Consider the following 25367-nt stretch of genomic DNA (forward strand, 5'->3'; position numbering starts at 1 on the left):
TGGAAAAGAAACGGAGCACGGTACAGGGTCGCGAACGGGGGCGCCGCCCGGCGACATGCGCCCAAGCTCAGCGCTTCTTGACCGGCAAGGCCAGCCAGCCCTGCCACTGTCCATCGCCCGGGCGCTCCACCTTCTGGATGTGGGGCCGGGTACTGTCCAGGCGCCAGACCGCCTGGCGTTCCAGCCAGTCCTCGTACATGGTGCGAAAGCGCGGCCAGTCGTGGCGGAATTCCAGCACCGCGTAATACCCGGCCGGCAGCACGCGCATGCCGAGCTGGCGGTCTTCGATGTCGGCCTGCGCGGCGTCGTCGAAGCCGAAGTCGTAGCAGTATTCGCGCTCGCCGGTGAAGCCCGGATCCTCGTCGAACACGCCGTACCACGGGCTGCCGGGCGGCAAGCCCTGGCGTTCGCGCTCGCAGATGAAGCTGTTGCAGGCGATCGACAGCGCCGCCCCCGACTGGCCGAAGAAGCGCTGGTAGCGCAGGTTCACGGCAGGCAGCAGGCGCACGGCGATGCGCGCCGCGATGCTGCCCGGCTCGGGCGGGCAATAGGGCGCCAGGATCGCTTCCAGGTTGCTGGGCTCCGCCACGAAGAAGCTGACGTCGCTCTCGCGGCCCACTTGCGCATCCATGTAGGCGCGCCAGCCGCCGTCGCGCCAGCGCCTGGCGGACATCCCGAACTGCTGCTTGAAGGCCTTGGCGAAGGCGGCGTTGCAGGGAAAGCCGCAATCCTGGGCGATGCGTCCGACCGCGACGTCAGGCTCGTGGCGCAGCAGGTGGGCGGCGCGGCGCAGGCGCCGCTTGCGCTGGTATTCGACGGCCGAAAAGCCGGTCAGCTCGCGGAAGATGCGGTCGAAGTGGAAGCTCGAATAGCTGGCCGAGGCGGCCAGGCCGTCCAGGCTGAGCGGGTCGCCGACCGAATCGAGCATCAGGTCCATGACCTCGTACAGCCGGGAGACACGGGTCGGGGTGCGCGTCGGCACGCGTGCGGTCATGACACCGACCCCTTCCCGGTCGGGGTCAGGGAAAGGACGGCAGGGCGGGACTGGTCGGGATGACGGGACATCGCAGCATGGATTGACTAAACATTATCAATTATGCGGTAAAGACAATGTCCTGGCGCAATCCGTGAGGCGCCTGCGCAACAGAAAATGCAGGAAGCATCAAGCGATGCCGGGCAGCTCCGCGTCGAGCTCGCGCTGTTCCAGGCGCGCGGTCTTGATCGTGATCGGGCCGCCGCACTCGGAACACACCTGGCCGGCGCGGGTGAGCTTGCCGCAGGTGCTGTGGCGCAGCTGCAGCGGCGAGCACAGTTCCGAAGGCATCCATTCCTCGGCATAGCGCATCAGCTCGAGCGCGATCGGCAGCAGGGCCAGTCCCGGCTTGGTGAGGCGGTAGGTGTAGCGGGGAGGACGTTCCTGGTACATCACCTTGACCACGATGCCGGTGGCGATCATGCGCCCCAGCCGGTTGGACAGGATATTGGTGGCGGCGCCGGTCTTCTTCTGCAGTTCGTCGAACTTTTGCGGGCCCTGGAACAGCTCGCGCAGCAGCAGCATGATCCATTCGTCGCCGATCAAATGGGCGGCGCGGCCGATCGGGCAGGCGGATGCGGAACGGGTATCTGAACGGTTGTCTGAACGAGTATCCATAATCTTTATTTTACACACTTGCAAAATGAAAGTCTATCGCTTAACATTTAACTCACTTGCAAAACGAAACCCAGTGGCGTGTCACAAAATCGTGTCACAAATGTCTGTACAACTCCCCCACCAAAGGGGGAAAAGTTGTTAAGAAACCGCAACTGGCATGTATAAGAGTTGTCTTCCAGAAATTTTTTCGGAACAATACTGCGATGAAAACAATATCGACCAAAGCGGATGAAACCCTGGCAGAGATCGTTGTGACGGCGCTCGACATCGCCATGGCGGAAGGCATCGCCCAGATGTCGTTCGGCAAAGTGGCAAAGCGCCTGGGCATGAGCAAGAGCGGGGTATTCTGCCGCGCCGGCTCGCTCAACAGCCTGCAGCGTGCGGTGCTGGACGAATACGACCGCCGCTTCCTGAGCGACGTGGTGGCGCCGACCCGCGCCGCGCCGCGCGGCCTGCCGGCGCTGGAAGAACATGTGCGCAAGCTGGCTTTGCGCGCGAGCGGGGCGGCGATGGGCGCGAGCTGCCTGTACATCGCCGGCGCCTTCGACGGCGCCGCGCTGGATGCGGCCCTGCACCAGCGCCTGCAGCAAGGCCTGGCGCGCTGGCGCACCCTGCTGGTCCAGCTGGTCCAGGACGCGGTCGAGCTGGGCCAGCTGCCGCCGGACACGAATGTCGAACAGCTGACCTTCGAGATTCACAGCCTGGTCGTCGGCATGGCCCACGACGCCCGTTTCCTGCGCGACGAGAGCATCGGCCAGCGCATGGTGTTGGCCTGCCGGCGCCTGCTGGCGTCCTACACGCAGGCGCCGGTCACGCTGCAATAGGCGAATCCCGTTTCCAACCACAGAAAGAGACCCATCATGCTGAGCTATTTCCTGCTTTTGTCCGTGGCCGCCGGTATCGTCACGATGGTTTACGCGGCCCGTCTTACCCACGCAATCCCGAACCGCAACGAGGATTTTGGACTCCCGATGCTCGGCTAGGACCGGCATGCCCCCTGCATTATCGTTTTTCCGAATAATCATAACTTCGCAGGACCAAAATGAACGATGTGACTGTGCTTAGCGCGATCGAACACCTGACGCAAGTCGGGACGAGACAACAACTGGCGGAATGGGCCGACGCCCACCTGATCGACAACAGCGGCGCGAGCAGCGTCCTGATCGGCTACGGGCGCATGCAGCCGGAATTCTCGATGACGCCGTATTTCGTGTCGTCCTCGTTTCCGGGCGCCCTGATCAAGACTTTCGATATCCAGGACCGCTACCTCACCATGCCGCTGCTGCAGGAATCGCGGGCCGCGCGTTCGCCGGTGATGCAGGACCTGTGCCCGGATGGCGGCGGCGAAGCCCTGTGGCAGGCGATGTTCCGCCAGAAGGGTTTCTCGCGGGTGGCGGTGGCGGCCAACACCGAGATGCGCGACGGTTCCACCACCTACCTGTGCATGACCGATCCCAAGGCCGAAGCCCAGGAAGGCGAAGCCCTGCGCCGCAACCTGTCGATCATGACGCCGATCCTGCACAGCGTGCTGTCGCGCCTGGCCTTCGAGGAAAGCCAGAGGGACAAGGACGATCCGGCCGCCGTGCTGACCCCGCGCGAGCGCGAGATCCTCGACTGGATCCGGATGGGCAAGACCAATTCCGAGATTTCCTGCATCCTGGGCGTCGCGGTCTCGACCATCAAGAACCACGTGCAGCGCATCCTCATCAAGCTCCAGGTCAACAACCGGACCCAGGCCATCGCAAAGTGTCTGCACTGAGTTCATGACTTACTCGACGCGTGCCTGCCAGGCGCGGATCAGGGGCAGGGAATCCACGTCCCAGGGACGGTAGCGTGGATTGAAGTAGTGCAGGAAATCGAGGGCGGTACGCGTGAGCACGCCGCGCCGCCCGAACAGATACGCGGCGAAACCGAAGTGGGCGCGCGGCTTGAACAGCAGGCCATCCTTCCAGTACAGGTAAGTCATGCGCAGGGCGATCCCCGGCAGCATGACCGCCGCAAGCAGCAGTCCCATCCCCGCCACCTGGGCCAGATAGCGCCCGCCAAGATAGCGGAACACGTCGTAGCAGACGGCCTTGTGCGCCAGCTCCTCGACGGCGTGCCATTCCCACAGCTTGAACATGGCCGGATCGCAGTTCTCGAACCAGGCGTCCGGCTCCTCCAGCCCGTATTGCGAGAAGGCGGCGGTCCAGTGCTCGACCGCCACGAACAGCGCCAGGAACAGGCTGCGCGGCAGGCGCCGCGCGAAGAAGGTGAACAGGCCGCGTTCCCAGGCTTCGATCTTCGCCAGGCCGGGATAGTCGCGGTGCAGGCGCTCGACATTGAAGTGCGAGTGCGCGGTGCCGTGGGCCGCTTCCTGGTCGCAGAACTGGCGCACCTCGCGCGCCAGCTTGGGATCGTGGATCTGGGCCACCAGCGGCATCAGGCTGCGGATCGCGCAGAACTCGATGTTGGGCAGGAGGCTCGACATCGTGTTCCAGAAATGGCTGCGCGGGGCCGAGCCGCCGTTCCAGGCCGCCGGATCGCAGTGGCTGAAATCGAAGCGCGGGACCGGGAAGGCCAGTTCCACCGGGGTGCTGCTGTGGTGTGCCTGCATCATGCCGCCTCCCTGTGCGCGCCGCCGGTGCGGTAGGCGTCCAGGCGCGGATGGATCACGCGCCGCCACAGGAAGGGCACCAGGGTCAGCAGGAACAGCAGCGGGTAGGACAGCGGCAGGCGCGGGCTGTGCGGCGTGCAGCGCAGTTCCCCGTAGGGCTTGTTCGGATTGATGTGGTGGTCGGAATGCTTCTGCACCGAGATCAGGACCAGGTTGCTGAAGGGGAGGTCGCAGTCCCAGGCATGGCGCTCGGATACCGGCTCCATGCGGCCCGCCGCGTCGACGCGGCGCTCCAGGCCGTAGTGGCCGATGTAGTTCATCATCTCCAGCACCAGGATGCCGATCGCCGACTGCAGCAGGAAGAACACCAGCGCCCCGGGGCCGAACAGCAGGGCGATGGCGGCGGCCCAGCCCACGCTCATGCCGTAGCCGAGCAGGTTCTCGAGCACGATCTTGCGCCGGAACAGGGAGGCCTTCGCCACCTTGCCGCCCTTCGGTCCCCACCAGCCGAACAGGTTGACCGCCACCGCGCCCGGCAGGAAGGCGTACAGCGACTGCCCGTACTTGGCCGAGGTCGGATCGCGGTGGGTGGCCACCAGCAGGTGGTGGCTGTGCACGTGGGCCAGCTTGGCGCCGGAATAGATACTGGTCGAGAACAGCATGGTGCCGATCACGCGCTCGAAGCGGCTGCCGTGGTGGATCAGCTCATGCGCCGGGTTCTGGGCGTACAGGGCCGACAGGATGCCGGCGATGAACAGCACCGTACCCGCTTCCCACCAGGCCAGCTCGTGGGTGCCCACATACCAGGCGAAGAAGAAGATGTTGAAGACCTGGAGCGGGAGGCTGAGCAGGACGATCAGGGTCTCGCTCACCGGGCGCTCGGGCGACGGGTCCGGACGGGGGCGGCGCCGGCGCGCCGCCACGTAGTCCGCCAGCGGCACCACGGCGAAGATGAAGGCGATCGCCGCCCAGGCGAAGGCTAGACCACCGTGCTCGCGCGACCACAGGAACCAGGTCGCGTAGAGCACCAGCGCCGGCAGGAAAAAGACGATGTAAGGCGACATGGTTCGTGCTTCCGTCCTTACAGGCCGATGCGCTGCATCCTGGTCGCGTGCTCCTGCTGGATCTGCTCCATCAGGATATAGGCCTGGTCCTTCTCGGACACGTCGCGCATCTTGCGGCCCTGGAAGATCTCGATATCGCCCACTTCGTCCATGTACTGGTCGGTCACCAGCTGGTACAGGTGGATGTAGTGCGAGATCGAGGACTCGAACACCGCCGTCATCAGCTTGTGGAACTCGTCGGCCAGCTTGATCATGCGGTTGCGCGAGGTGTCGCCCAAGCGGGTGTAGCGGCTGATGATGGCTTCGCCGAAGCGCACGTGGTGCACCTCGTCGGCGAAGGCGCCGCGGATCAGCTGGGTCAGGCTCGGGTCGAACACCGACCAGTAGGCCGACTCGTAGCGGTAGATCGGGTAGGCCATGCCTTCCAGGACGATGTTGTGGGCCATCATGGCGGCCGCGAAGTCGCCCTTGTCCACCTGTTCGCAGATCAGGTCGTAGAAGGTGCGCAGCTCTTTCGTCGTCATGTCTTCCATCAGCTGGTCGCGCTGTTCCGGCGAGACGCCGAACTGGGCCAGGCGCTGGCAGAACACTTCGTAGTGGCGCGACTCGTCCACCACCTGGGTGGCCAGGAAAATCTGCGAGGCTTCGTCCGGCGCATGCTGCATCAGCTTGGCGATGCCGGTGTAGGACACGCGCTCCGCGGTCAGGAAGGTGGCGATGTCGAGCTTGTAGATCTGGTTGACCAGGCGGTCCTCGTGCACCGCGCGGTGGGTCAGGCCTACGCCCGGGCTGATGCCGTAGCTGGTGTCCTTCAGGGTGCGCCATGCCGCGCGGCCCAGCCAGTGCTGGACGTCGAAGCGGGAGGCATCCCAATCGTCGGCACAGAACTTCTGCTGGGGTTCGATGGCGGTGGCGGCGGCCAGCGCCGGAGCGGTCATGTCGTTCATTGTGGTTTTCCTTGGGTTTTTACCGAAGTGATGCGGAACAGGTAGGCGCTGATAGCGCCGATGGCCAGGCATTCGCCCAGCAGGATGAAACGTGCGTTGGCGGCTTGCGGGTCGGCCATGACGCCGACGGCGGTCACCGCCAGGAAGGCCATCACGGCCCACACGGCGAAGGCCGGCACCGGCTGGCGGATGCCGCGGCCATCCGGCAGCTTGCGCATGCGGGTCCAGGCCAGCAGCACGCAGACGTAGACGGCGGCCAAGTGGAAGCTGAACAGCATGCTGAGCGATTCGGCCAGGGCCGGCAGCGACATCAGGGGCGCCATCAGGAGCACGCCGCAGGACACGAACAGCATGGCGTTGCGCGGCGCCAGGCGCTCGCCGCTCAGGCGGGCGAACCAGGCCGGCAGCTCGCGCTCGCGCGCCAGGCTGTAGAGGATGCGGGCGGCGCCCGACAGGCCGACGTTGAAGGAGCTGAGCACCGCCAGCAGGCCGACGATGGTGGCCAGCCACAGCGCGATCCGGGAATCCAGGGCGCGCGCCAGCTCCAGGTGCGGCAGGGCCAGGCTGCCCAGCGCACCCGGTGCGAAGCGGCCTTGCAGGGCCGCGCCGAACAGGCCGTAGAGCAGGGCGATCAGGGCTACCGCGCTCACCAGGGCCAGCGGCAGGGTGCGGCGGAAGGATTCGTGGCGCGCCACGTACAGGATCGCCCACTCGACGCCGATGAACAGGAACAGGGCGCGCGGTACCGCATCCATCAATTGCGCCGGCGTGGTCACTGGCGCGGAGACAGGGCCCGGCAGGGCCAGCGCCGCCAGGGCGACCATGGTGGCCGCCACCGCGGCCGTCATCGCCACCTGCAGCTGCAGCGAGAGCTCGAAGCCGCGCAGGTTGACGAACAGGACGGAGGACAGCAGCACGGCCAGCACGCCCGCCGCCAGCAACGGCGGCAGCACCTGCACCAGCATCAGGTGGCACAGGTACACCTCCAGGCCGCCGATCAGCAGCACCATGGCCACGTAGAACAGGGTGGCGGCCAGCGAGAAGCGGTTGCCGAAGGCGGCCTTGGTGAAGGCGCGGATGCCGATCGCGCCGGGAAAGCGCGAGGACAGCTCGGCGAAGCACAGCACCACCACGCCCATGCACAGGCCGGCGATGCCGAGCGCCGCGAACAGGCTGGCGCCGCCGGCGTACGGAAAGAGCGAGACCAGCACCGTGTTGCAGCTGATCGTGATCGCCATCCCGGCCGCGACCGCGACCAGCATGACGGCTTCGCGCAGGCTGCTCACTTCAGATGCCCCACAGGATCAGGGCGATGGCGTCCAGCTTGACCTGGTCGCCCATCGGGCCGTAGATCTCGATCAGGCCGTCGTTGTTGGCGCGGATGCCGTTGATGCGGCCTTCGAACACGGCGCGGATGGTGTCGGCCTCGCCGACGATGCGCATCGGGCAGTCGTCGTTGGCGGCCGGGTTGCTCCGCTCGACTGCTTGAATAATGCCTTCCTTGACGCGCAGGCGCCAGGAAGTGGCGGTGTCGCGCTCTTCCAGGGCGACGTCGGTGTTCCAGCCCTTGACGATGCGCTGGATCTGGGCGTTGCCGTTCACCTGGTTCTTGAAGTTGTCGAGTACGTCGAGCATCGTGGTTCCTGTCATTGGGTGGCTTGGCGGCGTTCCAGCTGCCAGATCGCCGATTCGTCTTCGTTCCAGTCGCTGGCGCCGCGGTAGTGGCGGCGCGCATGCAGCAGGCGTTCGTCGTGGGCTTCCAGGCCCGCCGTCGGCGGGTTCTTGCTGCGCGGGGCGTCGTGGACCCGGCCGCCGGTGCGGCACAGCACGTCGAACAGCACGGCCGGCGGGGTGATCGTGAACCAGCGCATCTCGTTCCAGTGGTGGTGGCCCATGTGCTGGCGCCGGATGTAGCGCATCACAGGGCCCGGCTCGTAGGGCGAGTGCACGATCAGGTGCCACCATTCGAACAGCAGATAGCCCAGCATCAGGCCGGTGGACAGCGCCGCGGTTTGCCAGACGTCGCCCGTCACCGCATGGAACACGGCCACGTTCAGCACCAGCGCCGGCAGGGTGTACCAGGTCGGGGTGAACAGCAGGTCCAGGCGGCGCGGCTTGTCGTGGTGGCCCAGGTGCAGGCGGTACAGCAGGCGGTACAGGAAGCGGCTCTGCGGAATCTTCCCGTGGAATACCCAGACGTGGCTGAAGTATTCCTCGGGCAGGTAGACCGCCCAGCCGATGGCGCCGTACAGCAGCGCCTCCCAGGCTTCCAGGTGCAGGAAGGAGGCGATGCCGCAGCCGACCGCCAGCACGCCGTAGAACAGCACGCTGTGGTCGGAGAAGTAGGCGCGCCGCAGCGCGCCCAGGTAGATGGCTTGTGCGCTCATGGGTTCAGATTGGCGATGCTTTTTTCGGCAAAACCGGCGGTCTGCAGGTCCAGTTCACCTTCCACCGTGGCGATGCAGTCCGAGAAGCCATGCGACAGCGCCAGCTTGTAGATCCGCAGCGACTGGTCGTAGGGGATCCGGTTGCCCAGGCTGTAGGACTGCTTGGCCCCGCTCATCGCCAGCGCCACCGTCTCGGACAGGCAGGCCAGGTTCAGGGTCGGGTCGAAGCCGAGGATGTTGGCGCGGCCGAACTTGTAGGGCTCGACGAAGCGCACCACGCCGCCTTCGAACACCAGCACGTCCGGACGCTCCTCGCGCACATTCGCCTTCAGGTCCGGCGGACGGGCCGCGTCGCACACGACGGCCGCGTCGCGCAGCCAGGCCGGCTCGATGAAGCTGCGGCCGACGCTGGTGGCGGACAGCACGCCGTGGGCGTTGCGGATCACCTGTTCGATGTCGACCGACACCTCGATCGGCGCCGGCGAAGGCAGGTTCTCTTCGACGATGCGGCGCACCGCGCGGTAGTCGGGCGTCCCGTCGCGCAGCACGATCTGGTTGACCCGCGCCACCACGTTCAGCGGTTCCACGAGGTGGCTGCGCAGGTACTGGGCCAGGCCGATGCCGGAACCGCGCTGCATCTGCATCAGCGCCTGGGCATAGATCTCGCCGGCGATCTCGCCGAGCTGGTCGATCGCCTGGGCGTTGGCCGAGTTGCCGACCAGGATCAGGGACGCGTAATAGGTCGACAGGTGGATCGCCGCCAGCCGGCCCACCGAGCCGGAGGCGCCGATCACCGCCACGCGGGAATCGAAACGGCTCTGGCCGGTCGCCACCAGGGCCTTGTGCAGGCTCTCGGCGCTGGCGATCGCGGTGAAGCTGTTGCCGGTCGTGATGGGGATGCCGGCATCGGCGATGTCCATGCCGCCGCGCGAGATGATCGAGGTGAAGGCGCCCAGGCCGACGATGTCGGCGCCGACCGACTTGGCCGCCTCGACATACTGCTCCAGCAGGCGCATGCGATGGGCCTTGGGCAGGCGCATCATGCGTTCCGGCGGCAGCGGGCAGGCGATCAGCCAGCCTTCGACATAGCCGCCCAGTTTCGATTCGATGCGCGGCGCGTGGAACACCGGGGCCGGCTCGTAGCGGCGCGAGAACCAGCTCGCCATCCACTCCTCGAACTCCTTCTTGTGCGGTCCGTCCAGGTCGATGATCGAGCGCGGCATGATGTTCAGCAGGTCTTCGCTCGAGGTCGGGTGGATCAGGAAGGCGAAGCTGCCCAGGCGTTCCGGCATCTTGCCCGCTTCCTGGCCGCCGTTCGGCACCAGGGCGATGTCGGCCGTGGCCTTGCCCGAATAGCTCAGCTCTTCCGGCTGGCGGCCGACCAGGTAGGACAGCAGGCTGGAAAATTGCTTGCAGCGGATCAGGTGGGCGCACTCGTCCAGGGCCGAGAGCAGGCGGTCGATGTGCTCGCGCTCGATGATCAGGGGCGGCTCGATGCGCAGCAGGTCCGGGCGGTTGAACAGCGGCGCCACCACGATCTTCGAGACGTTCACCAGGTAGCCGCAGATCAGCGGCACGATATAGCCCTGCACGCTGGCGTGGGCCAGGAAGTAGCTCTCGTGGCCGTTGAAGGGCTTGATGCGCAGGCTGTGCATCAGGCCCTTGCCCTGGTGCTGGCTGAACACATCCGGGTATTTTTCGACCAGGACGTCCAGGCCGGCGTCGAGGTGGGCGGCCATCGCGTCGACGTGGCGCAGCAGGGCGCCGTCGCCGTCGCGCAGCTGGGCCAGGGTGGACAGGGCCACGCGGCAGCCGACCTGGTTGTTCGCGAAAGTCGAGCTGTGGTAGTAGCCGAAGGCTTCGCTCCAGGCGGCCTTGGTACAGAGGACCGCGCCGATCGGCACCAGGCCGCCGCTCAGGGCCTTGGACAGGCACACGATGTCGGGGCGCACGCCGGGCACGCGTTTGACCGAGAAGTATTCGCCCAGGCGGCCCATGCCGGTCTGGATCTCATCCACGATCAGCATCGCCCCGTGCTGCCTGCACAGGGCGGCCACGCGCTGGATGTAGGCGTCGGAAAGCGGCTGCATGCCGCCTTCGCCCAGCACGGTCTCGAGGATGAAGCCGGCGATCTCGTGTCCGGCGAAGGCGAATTCGAGGGCGTCGATGTCTTCCGGCTCGACCTTGATGCTCTGGGCGGTGCTGACCAGGAAGGGCTCGCTGTAGACCGGGTTGCCGGTCACGGCCAGCGCGCCCGCGGTCTTGCCGTGGAAGCCCAGGTGCAGGCTGACGATTTTCTCGCGCCCCGTCGTGGAACGCGCCATCTTGAGCGCCGCTTCGACCGCCTCGGCGCCGCTGTTGGTGAACACGGCGTGGGCGAAGTTGAATTCCGGCTCGAGCTGGATCAGCTCGCGCGCCAGCTGCTTGGCGGCCGGCGTGTAGAAGGGCTGGACCATCGAGGGCTCGCCGCGGCCGGCGCACAGCGCGTCCCACGACTGGGCCGGATTGTGGCCGAAGGGCACGGCGCCGTATTGGGCCAGGAAGTCCAGGTACTGGTTGCCGTCCTCGTCGAACAGGTAGACGCCGTCGCCGCGGACCATGGTCTTGTCGAACTGGATGTGCCTGAGCAGGAAGTCCCGGTCCGGATTCAGGTGACTGGTTGCGCTTGGTTTCATGGGTTGAACTGCTTTCCGAGATAGGTGAGGACGATGGCGACGGTGCCGGCGCCGGCGCTGAAGAACATCGAGACGCGGTAGGCGAAGAAGATCGCCGCCTTTTCCGAGTCGAGCGCGAAGAAGGCGCGCGGCCACAGCACCAGGCTGCCGTACAGGTGGCAGGCCAGCATCAGGACCAGGCAGCCGGTCTTGGCCAGGGCCAGCGGCGAGGTCGGCGCGATGGGACCCAGCAGCGACAGCGCGATGCCGGAGCCGAAGGTCAGGAAGATCAGCAGGTAGAGCAGGGGCGCGGCGCGCGTGCCCTGGGCCTGCATCAGCTCTCCATAGCGCACCGCTCCTTGCGCCTTGTACATCGGGAACAACAGGGTCAGGTTGAAGTACATCGCCCCGATCCACGACAGCATCGCAATGACGTGGACCAGGACCAGCAGGTCATAAACTGTGATCATCGCCACCCCGTCAGACCGCGCAGACGTAGCTCATCGGCTCGATGCGGATGTCGTCCTTGTGGTGCGTGCACAGGCAGCCATCCGCCTTGTCGACGCCGAGCAGCGAGAATTCGTTGTGCAGGGCGTCGATGCGCAGCATCTTGCCCGCCAGGTTCTCGCCGATGCCGAGCAGCAGCTTGATGGTTTCGACCGCCTGGAGCAGGCCCACCACGCCCGGCAGCACGCCCAGCACGCCGGCTTCGGCGCAGGACGGCGCCATCTCGGGCGGCGGCAGTTCCGGATACAGGCAGCGGTAGCAGGGCTGGTCCTCGCCCGCGGCGAAGGTGGTCACATAGCCTTCGAAGCGGTAGATCGCGCCGTGCACGTTGGGGATGCCCAGCTTGACGCAGGCGTCGTTGACGATGTAGCGGGTCTTGAAGTTGTCCGAGCCGTCGACCACCAGGTCGTAGCCGGCCAGCAGCTCGAGCGCATTGGTCTCGTCCAGCAGCACCGGGTACTTGATCACCTTGACCTGGGAATTCAGGCGCCGGATCGAGGCTTCGGCCGAGTCGACCTTCAGCTTGCCCAGCTGGTCTTCGCCGTGGATCACCTGGCGCTGCAGGTTGCTGCTCTCGACCACGTCCGGGTCGACGATGCCGATGGTGCCGATGCCGGCCGCCGCCAGGTAGAGGGCGGTGGGCGAGCCCAGGCCGCCGGCGCCCAGCAGCAGCACGCGGCTGTTCATCAGGCGCAGCTGGCCCTGTTCGCCCACTTCGGGAATCAGGAGGTGGCGCGAATAACGCTCGCGCGCCTGCGGGCTCAGTTGCTGCGGCACGCGCACCGGCAGGCCGGCTTCCTTCCAGCCCTTGAAGCCGCCGCGTACGCTGTAGACCTTGGTGTAGCCCAGGTTCTGCAGGCTCTCGGCCGCGAACAGCGAGCGCAGGCCGCCGGCGCACAGCACGGCGACCGGCTGCTCCAGGTCCTGGGCCAGGTGGTGCACGTTCAGCTCCAGCTGGCCGCGCGCCAGGTGCAGGGCCTGTTCGGGCATGCCGCCCTTGATTTCCTCGCCGTCGCGCACGTCCAGCAGCAGGGCGCCTTCGCTGGTGACCATGCGCAGCGCCTGTTCCGGCGAGATTTCGGTCATGGTCTGGCGCAGCCAGGCCGCGCGTTGTTCGTAGCTCATGCTCAGCCTCCCGCGAAGGCGGTGACGATGTCGAGCTTTCCGCCCTGGACCAGCGGGGTCTGCAGGCCGCCGGTCTTGGCGATGTGCTTGCCGTCGACATAGACGTTGATGTACTTCTTCGGCGCGCTGCGGTCGGCTTCCAGCAGGCGCTGCGACATCGATGGCTCGATCTCGTCCAGCTTGAGCAGGGCGTCGAGCACGGTATCGGCGTGGCATTGGATCGAGGTGGCCCCCTTGGCGAATTTGCGCAGCGGGATCGGCAGGTGTACGTAGACAGTGCTCACATGGACTCCATTCGTTTTGAAGTGTCGAGCCCCGGGGGAGGGGCCGTATTTGGCTTTTTTCTAGGAATGGATTATTTCCAAGTCGTCAGGCCTTGGATATAAGCCGGTCAGCCCATCCCATGCACCCAGTCTGAGAGGACTAGTCCCCTCAGACTATTTCGCTGTTTCCCTGTCGCAGCTAGTCTTCTGGCTGGTCCGGCCCGCCGAAAACGGGGCTGGAGACGCTAAGAACGGGAGAATCGATGTTAGGTTTGTTTCGTAAGAAGCCCAGGGAAGTCGCCAGGTTCGCGGTGAGGTTTCAACCTGGCAACACTGTGCTGGAGCTCAAGCAAGGCGACAACCTGCTCGAAGCCTCCTTGCAGCAGGGCGTCGCGGCGCCCTACAACTGCCGCGTCGGCGCCTGCAAGACCTGCCAGATCCGGGTCGTGGAAGGGCAGCCGAAATCCCTGATCGAACGCGAATATGTGTTCTCGCAAGAAGAGATCGCCGCCGGCGCCTACCTGGCTTGCCAGACCTCGGTGCAGTCCGACATGGTGGTGGCCTGGCATGCGGGCGCGATCGAGGAGACCGCGATCCAGAACGCACGCCTGGTCGAAGTGCGCCGCCTGACGGCGCGCATCCACCGGGTGCAGCTGCGCCTGGACGCGCCGCTGTCCTGGCGCGCCGGCCAGTTCGCGCGCCTGGTGCCGGCCGGGATGCCGGTCGACCCGCGCTGCTACTCGATGGTCGCCTCGGGCGAGAACGAGCAGCTGATCTCCTTCGACATCACCCATTACCCCGACGGCGCGGTTTCGTCCTGGATGACCGATACGGCCAACCTCGGCAGGGAAGTGCTGGTCGAGGCGCCGTTCGGCGAATTCGGGCTCCAGCCCGGCGCCGCCAAGGAACAGCCGGCGCCGCTGCTGTGCATCGCCGGCGGCAGCGGCCTGGGCGCCATCGGCGGCATCATCGCCGGCCATGCGCGCAGCATGGACCGCTCGACTCCCGCCGCCCCGGTGCTGCTGGTGGTCGGGGCGCGCGACCGCGGCGAGATGTACGGCCTGGACGAGCTGCGCCGCGTCGCCGACAGCGCCAACGTGCCGCTCCAGATCGACGTCGTGCTCGACCGCGAACCGGGCGACAGCGGCTGGCAGGGGCGGCGCGGCTACGTGGCCGAGCACCTGCCGCAGATCCTGCGCCAGGCGGCCGAAGGCGATCCGCGCTTCTCCCAGCCGGACGAAGCCTGGCGCGTGCTGCTGTGCGGACCGACCCCGCTGGTGGACACCGCGATCGACGCCCTCAAGGGGGTCGGCCTGCGCGCCGGCCAGATGGCTTTCGACAAATACGAACAGCAGCGCGCCGCCTGAGCGCGGCGCCATCGACCATGTATAAATACTTCAAGCATTCCTACCTCACCTGCTGGATCGTTCCGGCGGCGGCGCTCACGGTCTTCCTGGCGCCGCAGTGGGCCTTCTTCATCCCGGTGGTGATCACCCTGCTCAATGCCGTGGGCGACATCCTGACCCCGCCCGACCGCAGCGTTCCGGAGTACTCGCAGCACTGGATCCTCGACGCGATGGTCTACCTGTACGTGCCCTTCGTCTCGCTCTACCTGTTCAGCGTGATGTGGATCGCCGCGCCCGGCGACCTGCTCGGCCTCTCGGCCTTCGTCGGCCAGCACTTCCCTGTGGATCTGCTGGCGATCAAGGAAGCGGCCGGCCTGCGCGGCCTGCTGGCCAGCACCTTCGCGGTCGGCTACGTGCTGTCCTCGAACCACCTGTACGCCCACGAGCTGGTGCACCGCACCACCGACAAGGTGGCGATGTTCACCGGCCGCTGGCTGCTGGCGATGGTGGGCGACGCCCAGTTCTCGATCTCGCACGTCTACGCCCACCACCGCAACGTCGGCACGGTGTTCGACGCCGCCACCGCGCGCCGCGGCGAGTCGGTCTACAGCTTCTTCCTGCGCTCCACGATCGGCCAGTACGGCGAATCCTGGGGCATCGAAGGCCAGCGCCTGCGCAACCGCGGCAAGGGAATGTTCTCCCTCCACAACCGCGTGCTCACCGGCCTGGCAATGACGGCCGTCCTGTACGGACTGTGGTATTGGGCCGCCGGCCTCGCCGGCGTGGCGGTCTACACCTTCATCATCGTGCTGGCCAAGTTCCTGTTCGAGACCGTCAACTACATCGAGCACTACGGCGTGGTGCGCGTCCCCGGCACCCGGGTCGAACCGCGCCACAGCTGGGACTGCGATACCCGCATGTCCTCCAACGCCTTGCTCAACCTGTCGCGCCACGCCGACCACCACGCCAACGCCCACAAGAAGTACTGGGAGCTGGAGGCTGTCGACACGCCCCTGCAGCTCACTTACGGCTACATCAGCACGATCGTCGTCGCCCTGGTGCCCTTCTGGTGGCATCGCTTCGCGGCGCCGCAGCTGGCCCGCTGGGACCGGTTTTCCGCCACTCCGGAGGAAAAACTCCTGGCGGAAGAAGCCAGCCGGGCCAGCGCCCACCCCGTGTTCATGAGCGCAACCACGAAAGGAAACAGCCAATGTTCGCAAAATATATAGAGAAGGTCGTCCGCTGGCGCTTCCTGGTCATCCTGCTGACCGTGCTCGCCACGGTCTTCATGGTGTCCCAGATGCGCCACCTGAAGGTCATCGTCGATCCCAACCAGATGCTGCCGCAAAAGCATCCGTATGTGATCGGTACCAACTTCGCCGAGAAGGTGTTCGGTTCCAACTATGTGCTGGTGGTGGGCGTCTCGCCCAAGCACGGCGACATCTACCAGCCGGCGGTGCTGGAGCGCGTGCGCGCCATCTCGGAAGGATTGACCCGCCTGCCCAACGTCAAGCCCGAGACCCTGATGAGCGTCGCGGCCAAGCGCGCCAAGGGCATCACCGGGGCGGAGGACGGCCTGGAAGTCAAACCCATGCTGCATGGAGAAGAGATCAATGCGGAATCGATCGCCCATCTCAAGGCCGCGATCGAGCGCAACCCGCTGTACACCGGCGTGGTCGTCTCGGAAAAGCGCGACATGGCGGCCATTTCCATCGCGGTGGAAAAGGGCCCGAAGGGCTTTACCCCAACCCTGGAAGCGGCCTACAAGCTGACCGCCGCGAATACCGATGAACACGTGCAGGTGTCGGTCAGCGGCACGCCGATGTTCGTCTACTACGTCGAAAAATACACCGCGCGCATGGCGCTGCTGTTCCCGATCGCCTTCCTGATCGTCGGCCTGCTGCACCTGGAAGCCTTCCGCACCTGGCAGGGCTTCTTCCTGCCGCTGGTCACGGCCCTGCTGTCGGTGCTGTGGGCGCTGGGCCTGATGGGCATCTCCAAGGTCCCGATGGACGCCTTCAACGCGGTGACGCCGATCCTGATTCTGGCGGTGGTGGCGGGGCACGCGGTGCAGCTGCTGAAACGGTATTACGAGGAATTCGAGATCGCCATCAAGCGCGGCCTGGCCCCCGGCCTGGCCAACCGCGAAGCCGTGATCCGCTCGATGAGCAAGGTCGGCCCGGTGATGCTGGCCGCCGGCTTCGTCGCCGTGGTCGGCTTCCTGTCGCTGATGTCCTTCGAGATCACCACGATCCGCAACTTCGGCATCTTCACCGGCCTGGGCATCCTGTCGGGCCTGGTCATCGAGATGACCTTCATCCCGGCCGTACGCTCGTGGCTGAAGGCGCCCAAGCTGCGCGCGAAGAAGCAGCGCTTCGACGTCCTGACCCCGGTCATCAACCTGGTCAAGCGCGGCGCCGGTCCCCGCGCGGTCGCCAGGACCTGGATCGCCTTCGCCCTGATCGTCGCCGTGTCCGCCTTCGGCATCACCCGCCTGAAAGTCGAGAACTCGAACAAGAGCTTCTTCTCGGCCAGCCTGCCGTTCCAGCAGGACGACCACCTCATCAACGAGCGCATGGCCGGCACCAATACGCTGTACGTGATCTTCGAAGGCAGCGAGCACGACGTGATCAAGGATCCGAAGGTCCTGCACCTGATCGAAGACACCCAGCGCTTCCTGGAAACCCAGCCGGGCATCGGCAAGACCATCTCGGTGGTCGACCTGGTCAAGCGCATGAACCAGGCCATGAACGCCGACGCGCCCGACCAGCTGGCGATCCCGAACAGCCGCGACCTGGTCTCGCAGTTCCTGCTGCTGTACTCGATGTCGGGCGAACCGGCCGACTTCGACCGCTACGTGGACTACAACTACCAGAACGCCAACATCACCGCCTTCGTCAAGTACGACAACAGCGGCGAGATCCAGAAGGTGATCGCGAATACCAAGGCCTTCCTCAAGGACCATGGCGACCCGCGCATCCAGATCCACTTCGGCGGCAGCGTGCCGCAGTCGACCGCGCTGTCGGAATCGCTGGTGAACGGCAAGCTGCAGAACGTGCTGCAGATCGGCCTGGTGATCTTCGCGGTCTCGGCCCTGGTGTTCCGCTCGCTGCTGGGCGCGCTGCTGGTGGTGACCCCGCTGGCCGTCACCGCCGTGGTCAACTTCGGCGTGATGGGCCTGACCGGCATCCCGCTGAACACCCCGAACGCGATCACCGCCCCGATGGCGATCGGCATCGGCGCCGACTACGCGATCTACCTGCTGTACCGCATCCGCGAAGAGCTGGGCCACCACGCCACCCTGGAAGCGGCAATCGACAGCGCACTGGAGTCGGCCGGCCGCGCCATCCTCTACGTGGGCACGGCGATCGCCGGCGGCTACTCGGTACTGATGCTGTCCAAGGGCTTCAACATCCACATCTGGTCGGGCATCCTGATCGTGCTGTCGATGGTGGCCTCGGTGGTCACGACCCTGCTGCTGCTGCCGTCCATGATCCACGTGCTCAAGCCCGGCTTCCTGCGCAAGCAGGCCGCCAGGCATGCGCCGATGGCCGTCCCGGCAGGCAAGGCCGGCACCGCGCTGATGCTGGCCGCCAGCGTCGGCCTGGGCGCCTCGATGCTGCCGCAGGATGCACAAGCCTCCAGCATGCAAGCGAACGAGATCATGGAGAAGAACTTCGTGGCCAACCGTTTCGACGATTCGACCTCGAACGCGACTTTCCAGCTGATTAACAAGAACGGCGACCGCCGCGTGCGCGAGACCTTCGGCGCCACCAAGATGCTGGACAACGCCCTGGACACCAAGCGCGTGACCCGCTTCCTGTCGCCCTCGGATATCAAGAACACGGTGACCCTGCTGGTCGAGAAGAGCGGCGGCGACGACGACATGTGGATCTACCTGCCGGCGATGAAGAAGACCCGCCGCCTGAGCTCGTCCAACAAGAACGAGAGCTTCGTCGGCACCGACCTGTCCTACGGCGACGTGATCGGCCACAAGGTGGGCGACTGGACCCACAAGGTCGTGAAAACCGAGACCGTCGACGGCAAGCAGTGCACCGTGGTCGAGTCGCTGCCGAAGGATGCGAAAGTGGCCGCGCAATCGGGCTACTCGCGCCGCCTGAGCTGGGTCGACAGCCAGTCCTACCTGGCCGTCAAGACCGAGTTCTACGACGAAGCCAGGCAGCTGCTCAAGGTCTCGACCCTGGCCAACATCGTCAACGTCGACCCTGCGCGCCAGCGCTGGCAGCCGATGCACATGGAAGTGCAGAACGTGCAGACGGGCCACAAGACCGTGATCGACTGGAAGGACTTCAAGGCCAACCAGGGTGTCAAGACCGAGTATTTCACGCCACGCTATCTTGAAAAAGAACTGTAATCAGCTTCGGGCCGCCCTCGCGGCCCTTTTCAGCATTCCTGCGCTGGCTGCCGCGCAAGACGTGCAATTCAATGCCTCCCTGACCGTGGGCGCCTGGAGCGGCAACCGCGTGCTGGACGAGCGCAGCGGCGTGCTGGCGCGCGCCGTCGCGGCCAGCGCCGGCGCCGACCTGGCCGACAGCATCCGCCTGAAGGTCGACGCCACCATCTACCAGTTCCCCCAGCAGCGTGGCGATGACACCCGCACCGCCCTGCGCGAGGCCTACCTGCAGTGGGACGGGGAAGCTACCACGGTGCGCCTGGGACCGCAGATCGTGGCCTGGGGCAGGGCCGACCGCGTCAACCCGACCGACAACCTGACGGCGCGCGACTACACCTCGCCGTTCACGGTCGACGAAACCCAGCGCATCGGCGCGCCCGCGCTGAGCGTGACCCGCGAGCTGGGCGAGGCAGGGCGCCTGAGCGTGCTGGCCAAGCGCTTCCGGCCCAGCAAGGGACCGAGCGACAACAATGAACTGGCCCTGCCGGCGCGTCCGCACGATGACGAAACCGAATACGCGCTCAAGTTCGACCACACGGGCGAGTCGCTCGACTGGTCGGTGTCTTACTTCGACGGCCTGGAAAAACTGCGTTCCTTGCAGCTGATTCGCGGGCCGGCCAACCGCATCCTGGGCGCAAGCCGCGGCTATGCCCCGCTGCGCGCCTTCGGCATCGACGGCGCCGCCACGGTGGGCGCCTGGGGCCTGCGCGGCGAGCTGGCGCGCCTGCGCTACCGCGACACCCGCTACGGCGCCACGGACGGCCGCCTGTCGCACTGGTACGGCATCGTCGGCGCCGAGACCAACCTGCCCGGCGCCGCCACGGCCAGCGTCCAGTATTTCTTCCGCCATTTCGGCGAGGCGCCCGTGATCGGCAATATCACGCCGGCGGAAGAAGCGCTGCGGCGCCGCCTGCGCATCGCCAACAACCAGTTTCACACATACCAGGACGGTTTCACGGTGCGCTATGGGCAGCGCCTGTGGAACGACCGCGTCGACTACGAGCTGGTCGGCATGGTGAACCTGCGCGAGCACGACTACGCCATCCGTCCACGGGTGAGCCTGCGCTATTCCGACCACATCAAGTTCTTGGCTGGAGCGGACGTGTTCAAAGGGAAGGAAGAGAGTTTCTTCGGCAGCATCAAGAAAAACACCGTGGCGTTCGCGGAAGTCGTTTTCATCTACTAAGGACATTCCATGCAAGTTCCAGCCAATATCCTGTCGCTCAAGAAGCGTGTCGTGGCCGAGATCGGCGACGATCTGGCCCGCCACGCCCCGGAAGACTCCTGCCTGCTGCTGGACAGCACCGGGCCGAGCTTCACCCGCCAGTACATCGTGCTCAACGCCATCGGCATGGAGCGCCTGGCGCGCTTCGGCGAGATCCATGCCTTCTCGGGCTCGGTGTATGCGCTGTTCGGTTTCCTGGCCTTCGCCACCGGCCGCAACAAGGTGAGCATCGAATCGCTGTGCCACGAGGAAGCCGAGACGGTGTTCCGCAACCAGCACCACGTGGGCCGCTTCTCCGGCCTGCGCTCGATCGGCAAGCTGATGACCGGGCGGCCGGCCTTCGGTACGGTCGATCCGCTGATCGCTTCGCTGGAATACATGTTCGGCGACTTCGTCGACCAGCCTTTCTCCAGCTTCGGCAGCAATATCCACGTCTACCTGGCCGCATCCAAGAACGCGCCGCTGCTGGTGCTGTCGAATAACGAGCGCTGCTCGCCCGAGCTGGAAGCCCTGCGCGCGCTGCCGGTCAAGCAGATCATCGCGATGGCGGCCAACGTGCCCATCGTCTACGGCGGCAGCCGCGCCGGCACGCCTTACTTCGACCCGGTCTACACCAGCCACTACGTGCCGACCCTCAAGCGCATCACCGCCACCGGGCGCCACACCCTGATCTCGACGCCCTGGCGCTCGGGCGAGAAGGACAACCGCCGCTACCTGAACTGCTACCCGAGCGGCAATGCGCGCTGGCTGATGCTGAAGGACTTCGCGCGCCTGGTCAGCGGCCAGCGCAATGTCTCCTGGAGCCGCGACATCTATACCGCGTTCAAGGTCGCCGCCTGAATCCTGCTGAGTAATTCCATGCGGCAATATCGCACCGGCTTGCCGCCATGCCGCATGGGTTTTGCTTGCCATCAGCTGGTTTGATCGGCATCCTTGTGTCTGAGCGCGCGGCAGCGAAGGCCGCCGGCACGACGATGAAAGCTGATGAGACATGACGAGCGAGGCGCCGCTTTACCGGAATCACGTACTGCTGTTGTCGCAGAACTTCACGATCAAGGATAACCAGGACGAGCTGCAGCTGCACGCCCACAAATACGATTTCGACTTCCGGTTTTTCTGCGAAGTCAAAGATTTCGTCAAGGCCGTGGAGGCCGACACCGGCAACAGCCTGTTCGTGATCGACCTCGATGCGCTGCACAACATGCAGTCCGACATGGAGGACAAGCGCAAGACCCTGATGCTGGGCGAACTGCTGCAGCGCTTGCCCGCCAATCACTCCTACGTCTACCTGCAAAGCGCGCGCCAGGGCAGCCGCTTCCTGCTGCAGCAGCGCCTGGTCGACAGCAACTGCCTGGCCTATGCCGAGAAGCCGATCCCGAACGACCTGCTGGTCGACAAGCTGTTCAACCTCTTCATCCAGAAAAAGCGGGGCGACCTGATTCGCCTGATGGTGCTCGGCGAGGTCCCGGGCCTGGACGAGGACGCGCTGCTGCGCCGCCGCCTGGAACTGCTGCGCCATACGGACGCCCAGACCCTGCACCTGCGGGTGAAGGACGTCCAGCCCGAGATGGTCCTGATCACCGAAGCGGAGTTCGAGCGCAACGAAGCCATCGTCCGCATCCTCAAGAAGAACGTCGAAGCCGATCCGGTGCGCGAGATCATGCTGCTGCAGCAGCGCCTCGACGCCAACCTGACCAGGCGCGCGCTGGCCGGCGGCTTCGACGCCATCATGCAGGCGACCGAACCGGTGCTGCTGGCCGGGCAGCTGATCAACCGCGCCGACAAGATCCGCGTCAACAAGGACCTGATCGGCAAGGACCGCGCCACCGGGCTGCTGAACAAGGTCGGCCTGCAGAAGAAGGCCCAGGAACTGGTGCGCCAGGCGGCGCGCGAGGAAGTGCCCTTGAGCCTGGGCGTGGTCGACATCGACAAGTTCAAGACCATCAACGACACCTGGGGCCACCATTTCGGCGACATCGTGATCAAGCGCCTGTCGCTGGCGCTGGCCCAGCACGTGGAAGAGGGCGACCTGCTGAGCCGCTTCGGCGGCGAGGAATTCGTGGTGGTGTTCTGGAACACCACCCTGGAGGAAGGGCAGCGCCGCCTGGACGCGATGCGGAGCTCCTTCTGCGCCACCGCTTTCGAGGTCGCGCCCGGCGACGTGCGCCATTTCTCGTTCAGCGGCGGCATGGCCGCCTTCCCCGAGTACAAGAGCGAAAACGAGCTGTTCCTGCGCGCCGATGCGATGCTCTATGAAGCCAAGGAGAACGGGCGCAACCAGGTGTGCATCCGTCCGGTCTAAGCCGGCATCATCTTTTTCTTTCGGAGCCAAGCATGTCGTCATCCAGGCATTCCTCTCGCCGTCCCGCCCTGCCAGGCGGCAAGTCCGCATCCCAGGCGCGCAGGCAGTTCGCCCCGCTCGCCGAGAAACTACAGGCGGCGCGCAGCGTGGCGGCGGCCTGGGAAAACGCACACGATGAAGCCGAGCGCCTCGCCAGGGCCGAGCTCGCTCCCCTGAGTGCAAGCGTCGACCGGCGCCTGAAAGAACTGCTGCTGTTGCTGGACCGCGAACATGGATCGGAGGCGCTCGACGAAGAGGAACGCGTCACGCTGTCCGGTTTCATCTTCGACGGGGCGATCGAGCTGCTGGACGAAGGGGACGATCCCGAGCTGGAAGCATTGTGCGACCGCCACGCCGGCGAACCGCCGTACGACGACGAGGACGACGAGGATGAGGACGAGGACGAGGACGACCGCGCCGGCCGGGAATTGCGGGCGATGCTGAGCGAGGCGCTGGGCGAGGAGATTGACGAAAACATCGACCTGGCTACCCCGGAAGGACGGAGCACGATCCTGGAGCTGCTGGAAGAGGACGAGCAAATGGAACGTGCGCGCGCAGAGCGGCGCCTGGCTGCCATCGAACAGGCAAACGATGTCTGGGCCTCGGACAGCAAGCGAATTGAGGAAATCGTGCAGGCGCTCTCCGCTCGCCTCGGCGTGGCGCTGGAGGCAGCCCCGGCGCAGGACCTGCTGCAGCGCGCCCGTAGCGCCCAGGAGGCTGGCGACCTGGCCGGCCTGCTGGAGGTGCAGTTCGAGGCCGAGCAGCTGGGCCTGGCGGAGCGCCTGAGCGAAAAGCAGCTGGCCGAGTGCGTCAAGTTGCTGAAAGAAGAACTCAAGTTCCTGGAGCGCGAGACCGCCGCCATGGAAAGCGAGGCGGCGCGCATTCTTGGCCCGGGCGGGGACCCCGCCCAGCGCCTGCTTCCCGGCATGCTGCTGATCGAGCTGGGGGCCGATATCGAGGAGCTGAAGGAACAGGACGCCCAACTGCAGCGCGACCTGGCCACGCTGCACAATCCGGCGAAACTGAAAGCCTGGATCCGGGCGCTCGACGACTTCGGCGACGATCCGGACTGAGAGCCAGGACCTGGTTCGTCAAGCCGCCCGTGCCGTCAGCGCCCGAACAGGAAGCTGGCGTGGCGCGACCGGCGCCGCCGCGTGCCCATGTTCCAGCTGGAACACGCTGGCCACCTCGGCCAGGTGGCGCGCCTGTTCCGACATCGCCTGCGAGGCGGCGGCCGCTTCTTCCACCAGGGCCGCGTTCTGCTGGGTGCCCTGGTCCATGCCGGTGATGGCGAGGTTGATCTGGTCGATGCCGGCGCTCTGCTCGCGGCTGGCGGCCAGGATCTCGCTCATGATGGCGGTGACGCGCTTGACGCTGTCGACCACCTCGGTCATGGTCATCCCCGCTTCGCTCACCAGCTTGCTGCCGACGTCGACCTGTCCGACCGAGTCGCCGATCAGTTCCTTGATTTCCTTGGCGGCGGCGGCCGAGCGCTGCGCCAGGTTGCGCACTTCCGAGGCCACCACGGCAAAGCCGCGCCCTTGTTCGCCGGCGCGCGCCGCTTCCACCGCCGCATTCAGCGCCAGGATATTGGTCTGGAAGGCGATGCTGTCGATCACGCCGATGATGTCGACGATCTTGCGCGAGGAGGCGTCGATCGCGCCCATGGTGTCGACCACCCGCGCCACCACCGCACCGCCCTTGGCCGCGATGTTCGAGGCGTTGAGGGCGAGCTCGTTGGCTTCGCGTGCGTTGTCGGCGTTCTGGCGCACCGTGGCGGTCAGCTCTTCCATCGAGGAGGCGGTTTCTTCCAGCGAGCCGGCCTGCTGCTCGGTGCGTTCCGACAGGTCCTGGTTGCCGGCCGCGATCTGGCCCGAGACGCTGGCGATGGTCTGGGTGCCGTGGCGCAGCTCGCCGATCACGCGCGCCAGGTTGTCGCGCATGGTGCGCATCGCGTGCAGCAGGCTGCTGTCGTCGCCCGCGCGCAGGTCGATCGCCACCGCCAGGTTGCCGGCGGCGATCTCGGAGGCCAGGTGCTGGGTCTCGGCCGGTTCCGCGCCCAGCTGGAGGCTCAGGCGGCGGTAGACCGCGAACAGCCCGCCCGCCACCAGCAGCACCGAGGCCAGCAGCAGCAGGACGGCGACCAGGAAGGCCTGGCGGCTCGCTTCCTCGGCCTTGGCCACGGCTTGCCCGGTGCGCTCGTCCAGCAGGCCGAGGAAGGCGTCGACCGGCTTCATGATCTGGGCCTTGAAGCGGTGGTAGTCGTCGCTGTGCAGCAGCTTGCGCGCCATTTCCATGTCCGGGCCGTCTTTTTCCACGAAGCGGCCGCTGCCGTCGTCGAACAGGCCCTTGACCGCGTTCATGGCCACCACTTCGGTCTTGACCAGGGCGTTGGAGTTGTTCTCGGCTTCCTTGAGCTTGGCGAACTCCTGCTCCGAGAAACCGGCCCGTTTCATCAGCTCGGACAGGGCGATGGTCTCGCCGCCCGGGCGCGGCATGCTTTCGCCGGCCGCCACGAAGTCCCAGTAGATGCGCTCGTAGTTCTGCGGGCGCGGCTTCTTGCCGCTGCGAATGTCCAGGATCTCGAGGTATTGCTGCTCGTACTTGGCGTCGCCCGTGACCACGTAGGTGCGCGCCAGGCGGGTGAGGTCGTCCGAGCTCTGGCGCAGCTCGTCGGCCAGGATATAGGACTGGTAGCGCGCCTCGTTGGCGAGCGACACCTGCGCCTGGGTCTGGCGGACGCGGTAGAGGGCGCCGCCGAACAGGAGTGCGAGAACGACCCAGCCCAGCAGGGCGAGGGTGAAGGTTTTTTTCATTGTCCAGGTTGTCATTTTTCTCTTTGTGGTC

The 25367-nt window shown here is 66.0% G+C and carries 23 protein-coding genes; 10 read left to right on the forward strand and 13 right to left on the reverse strand.

The annotated features are described in order from the left end of the window. Window positions 1-67 precede the first annotated feature (67 nt). Together J8847_RS11970 and J8847_RS11975 are read right to left on the reverse strand one after the other, a co-directional pair. The gene (locus J8847_RS11970) at window positions 68-994 is read right to left on the reverse strand and encodes a helix-turn-helix domain-containing protein (RefSeq protein ID WP_229512751.1); all 927 of its coding nucleotides are present in this window, start codon (window positions 992-994) and stop codon (window positions 68-70) included. Between the two features lie 168 nt (window positions 995-1162). Next, window positions 1163-1651 (reverse strand): helix-turn-helix domain-containing protein, encoded by a 489-nt coding sequence (locus J8847_RS11975; protein WP_211524932.1) that lies wholly within the window; start codon window positions 1649-1651, stop codon window positions 1163-1165. A gap of 203 nt (window positions 1652-1854) precedes the next feature. Here J8847_RS11975 and J8847_RS11980 point away from each other — a divergent pair, with 203 nt between their 5' ends. From J8847_RS11980 to J8847_RS11985, 3 genes are read left to right on the forward strand one after another with little or no spacing between them, the layout of a single operon-like run. Beyond that, window positions 1855-2475: a TetR/AcrR family transcriptional regulator gene (locus J8847_RS11980; RefSeq protein WP_211524933.1), complete on the forward strand. Its 621-nt coding sequence runs from the start codon at window positions 1855-1857 to the stop codon at window positions 2473-2475. 36 nt (window positions 2476-2511) lie between these two features. Continuing rightward, window positions 2512-2634, forward strand: a complete 123-nt coding sequence (locus J8847_RS24345) for a hypothetical protein (protein ID WP_267875487.1) — start codon at window positions 2512-2514, stop codon at window positions 2632-2634. Window positions 2635-2693: 59 nt separating this feature from the next. Next, window positions 2694-3410: a LuxR family transcriptional regulator gene (locus J8847_RS11985; RefSeq protein WP_211524934.1), complete on the forward strand. Its 717-nt coding sequence runs from the start codon at window positions 2694-2696 to the stop codon at window positions 3408-3410. A 9-nt stretch (window positions 3411-3419) separates the two neighbouring features. Here J8847_RS11985 and J8847_RS11990 read toward each other — a convergent pair whose 3' ends face one another. From J8847_RS11990 to J8847_RS12035, 10 genes are read right to left on the reverse strand one after another with little or no spacing between them, the layout of a single operon-like run. Then, window positions 3420-4250 (reverse strand): metal-dependent hydrolase, encoded by an 831-nt coding sequence (locus J8847_RS11990; RefSeq protein WP_211524935.1) that lies wholly within the window; start codon window positions 4248-4250, stop codon window positions 3420-3422. Next, window positions 4247-5311, reverse strand: a complete 1065-nt coding sequence (locus J8847_RS11995) for an alkane 1-monooxygenase (protein WP_211524936.1) — start codon at window positions 5309-5311, stop codon at window positions 4247-4249. The genes J8847_RS11990 and J8847_RS11995 overlap by 4 nt, the downstream gene beginning before the upstream one ends. Before the next feature lie 17 nt (window positions 5312-5328). Then, on the reverse strand, window positions 5329-6258 hold the full coding sequence (locus tag J8847_RS12000; protein WP_211524937.1) for a ferritin-like domain-containing protein: 930 nt from the start codon (window positions 6256-6258) through the stop codon (window positions 5329-5331). Then, entirely contained in the window at window positions 6255-7544 is a 1290-nt protein-coding gene (locus J8847_RS12005) for an APC family permease (RefSeq protein WP_211524938.1), read from the reverse strand. Before J8847_RS12005 ends, J8847_RS12000 begins: the two co-directional genes overlap by 4 nt. A gap of 1 nt (window position 7545) precedes the next feature. Beyond that, window positions 7546-7893 (reverse strand): hypothetical protein, encoded by a 348-nt coding sequence (locus tag J8847_RS12010; RefSeq protein ID WP_211524939.1) that lies wholly within the window; start codon window positions 7891-7893, stop codon window positions 7546-7548. 11 nt (window positions 7894-7904) lie between these two features. Beyond that, the gene (locus tag J8847_RS12015; protein WP_211524940.1) at window positions 7905-8645 is read right to left on the reverse strand and encodes a hypothetical protein; all 741 of its coding nucleotides are present in this window, start codon (window positions 8643-8645) and stop codon (window positions 7905-7907) included. Next, window positions 8642-11320 (reverse strand): aminotransferase class III-fold pyridoxal phosphate-dependent enzyme, encoded by a 2679-nt coding sequence (locus J8847_RS12020; protein WP_211524941.1) that lies wholly within the window; start codon window positions 11318-11320, stop codon window positions 8642-8644. Before J8847_RS12020 ends, J8847_RS12015 begins: the two co-directional genes overlap by 4 nt. Then, window positions 11317-11769: a hypothetical protein gene (locus J8847_RS12025; RefSeq protein WP_211524942.1), complete on the reverse strand. Its 453-nt coding sequence runs from the start codon at window positions 11767-11769 to the stop codon at window positions 11317-11319. Before J8847_RS12025 ends, J8847_RS12020 begins: the two co-directional genes overlap by 4 nt. 10 nt (window positions 11770-11779) lie before the next feature. Beyond that, window positions 11780-12931 (reverse strand): molybdopterin-synthase adenylyltransferase MoeB, encoded by a 1152-nt coding sequence (gene moeB / locus J8847_RS12030; RefSeq protein WP_211524943.1) that lies wholly within the window; start codon window positions 12929-12931, stop codon window positions 11780-11782. Window positions 12932-12933: 2 nt separating this feature from the next. Beyond that, on the reverse strand, window positions 12934-13215 hold the full coding sequence (locus tag J8847_RS12035) for a MoaD/ThiS family protein (RefSeq protein ID WP_211524944.1): 282 nt from the start codon (window positions 13213-13215) through the stop codon (window positions 12934-12936). Between the two features lie 314 nt (window positions 13216-13529). On the opposite strand from J8847_RS12035, the gene J8847_RS12040 reads away from it, so the two are divergent. The 7 genes from J8847_RS12040 (at window position 13530) to J8847_RS12070 (ending at window position 23593) form a co-directional block, all read left to right on the forward strand. Next, the gene (locus tag J8847_RS12040; protein ID WP_211524945.1) at window positions 13530-14561 is read left to right on the forward strand and encodes a 2Fe-2S iron-sulfur cluster binding domain-containing protein; all 1032 of its coding nucleotides are present in this window, start codon (window positions 13530-13532) and stop codon (window positions 14559-14561) included. A 17-nt stretch (window positions 14562-14578) separates the two neighbouring features. Then, window positions 14579-15769 carry an alkane 1-monooxygenase gene (locus tag J8847_RS12045; RefSeq protein ID WP_211524946.1) on the forward strand — a complete coding sequence of 397 codons (1191 nt, stop codon included), beginning with the start codon at window positions 14579-14581 and terminating at the stop codon, window positions 15767-15769. Further along, entirely contained in the window at window positions 15751-18915 is a 3165-nt protein-coding gene (locus J8847_RS12050; protein ID WP_211524947.1) for an outer membrane lipoprotein-sorting protein, read from the forward strand. The genes J8847_RS12045 and J8847_RS12050 overlap by 19 nt, the downstream gene beginning before the upstream one ends. A gap of 61 nt (window positions 18916-18976) precedes the next feature. Further along, window positions 18977-20140, forward strand: a complete 1164-nt coding sequence (locus J8847_RS12055; RefSeq protein WP_211524948.1) for a hypothetical protein — start codon at window positions 18977-18979, stop codon at window positions 20138-20140. A 9-nt stretch (window positions 20141-20149) separates the two neighbouring features. Continuing rightward, complete coding sequence (locus J8847_RS12060; protein ID WP_211524949.1) at window positions 20150-21019, forward strand: hypothetical protein; 870 nt, start codon at window positions 20150-20152, stop codon at window positions 21017-21019. A 151-nt stretch (window positions 21020-21170) separates the two neighbouring features. Further along, a complete protein-coding gene (locus J8847_RS12065) occupies window positions 21171-22481 on the forward strand; it encodes a GGDEF domain-containing protein (RefSeq protein WP_211524950.1) in 1311 nt (436 codons plus the stop codon). 32 nt (window positions 22482-22513) lie between these two features. After that, on the forward strand, window positions 22514-23593 hold the full coding sequence (locus J8847_RS12070) for a hypothetical protein (protein ID WP_211524951.1): 1080 nt from the start codon (window positions 22514-22516) through the stop codon (window positions 23591-23593). A gap of 18 nt (window positions 23594-23611) precedes the next feature. Here the strand turns inward: J8847_RS12070 and J8847_RS12075 are convergent, their stop codons facing one another. Then, window positions 23612-25351, reverse strand: coding sequence for a methyl-accepting chemotaxis protein (locus tag J8847_RS12075; RefSeq protein WP_211524952.1), 1740 nt, complete (start codon window positions 25349-25351; stop codon window positions 23612-23614). Window positions 25352-25367: the final 16 nt, after the last annotated feature.

The organism is Massilia sp. AB1 (assembly GCF_018119385.1).
In the GTDB taxonomy this organism is placed as follows: Bacteria; Pseudomonadota; Gammaproteobacteria; order Burkholderiales; family Burkholderiaceae_D; genus Telluria.

Bases quoted from the DNA above. Each gene is read 5' to 3' on its own strand.
- J8847_RS12065 (WP_211524950.1), top strand. From the start codon at position 21,171: ATGACGAGCGAGGCGCCGCTTTACCGGAATCACGTACTGCTGTTGTCG.
- J8847_RS12075 (WP_211524952.1), bottom strand. From the start codon at position 25,351: ATGACAACCTGGACAATGAAAAAAACCTTCACCCTCGCCCTGCTGGGC.
- J8847_RS11970 (WP_229512751.1), bottom strand. From the start codon at position 994: ATGACCGCACGCGTGCCGACGCGCACCCCGACCCGTGTCTCCCGGCTG.
- J8847_RS11995 (WP_211524936.1), bottom strand. From the start codon at position 5,311: ATGTCGCCTTACATCGTCTTTTTCCTGCCGGCGCTGGTGCTCTACGCG.
- J8847_RS11975 (WP_211524932.1), bottom strand. From the start codon at position 1,651: ATGGATACTCGTTCAGACAACCGTTCAGATACCCGTTCCGCATCCGCC.
- J8847_RS12015 (WP_211524940.1), bottom strand. From the start codon at position 8,645: ATGAGCGCACAAGCCATCTACCTGGGCGCGCTGCGGCGCGCCTACTTC.
- J8847_RS24345 (WP_267875487.1), top strand. From the start codon at position 2,512: ATGCTGAGCTATTTCCTGCTTTTGTCCGTGGCCGCCGGTATCGTCACG.
- J8847_RS12000 (WP_211524937.1), bottom strand. From the start codon at position 6,258: ATGAACGACATGACCGCTCCGGCGCTGGCCGCCGCCACCGCCATCGAA.
- J8847_RS12010 (WP_211524939.1), bottom strand. From the start codon at position 7,893: ATGCTCGACGTACTCGACAACTTCAAGAACCAGGTGAACGGCAACGCC.
- J8847_RS12045 (WP_211524946.1), top strand. From the start codon at position 14,579: ATGTATAAATACTTCAAGCATTCCTACCTCACCTGCTGGATCGTTCCG.
- J8847_RS12050 (WP_211524947.1), top strand. From the start codon at position 15,751: ATGTTCGCAAAATATATAGAGAAGGTCGTCCGCTGGCGCTTCCTGGTC.
- J8847_RS12025 (WP_211524942.1), bottom strand. From the start codon at position 11,769: ATGATCACAGTTTATGACCTGCTGGTCCTGGTCCACGTCATTGCGATG.
- J8847_RS12060 (WP_211524949.1), top strand. From the start codon at position 20,150: ATGCAAGTTCCAGCCAATATCCTGTCGCTCAAGAAGCGTGTCGTGGCC.
- moeB (WP_211524943.1), bottom strand. From the start codon at position 12,931: ATGAGCTACGAACAACGCGCGGCCTGGCTGCGCCAGACCATGACCGAA.
- J8847_RS12070 (WP_211524951.1), top strand. From the start codon at position 22,514: ATGTCGTCATCCAGGCATTCCTCTCGCCGTCCCGCCCTGCCAGGCGGC.
- J8847_RS12020 (WP_211524941.1), bottom strand. From the start codon at position 11,320: ATGAAACCAAGCGCAACCAGTCACCTGAATCCGGACCGGGACTTCCTG.
- J8847_RS11990 (WP_211524935.1), bottom strand. From the start codon at position 4,250: ATGATGCAGGCACACCACAGCAGCACCCCGGTGGAACTGGCCTTCCCG.
- J8847_RS11985 (WP_211524934.1), top strand. From the start codon at position 2,694: ATGAACGATGTGACTGTGCTTAGCGCGATCGAACACCTGACGCAAGTC.
- J8847_RS11980 (WP_211524933.1), top strand. From the start codon at position 1,855: ATGAAAACAATATCGACCAAAGCGGATGAAACCCTGGCAGAGATCGTT.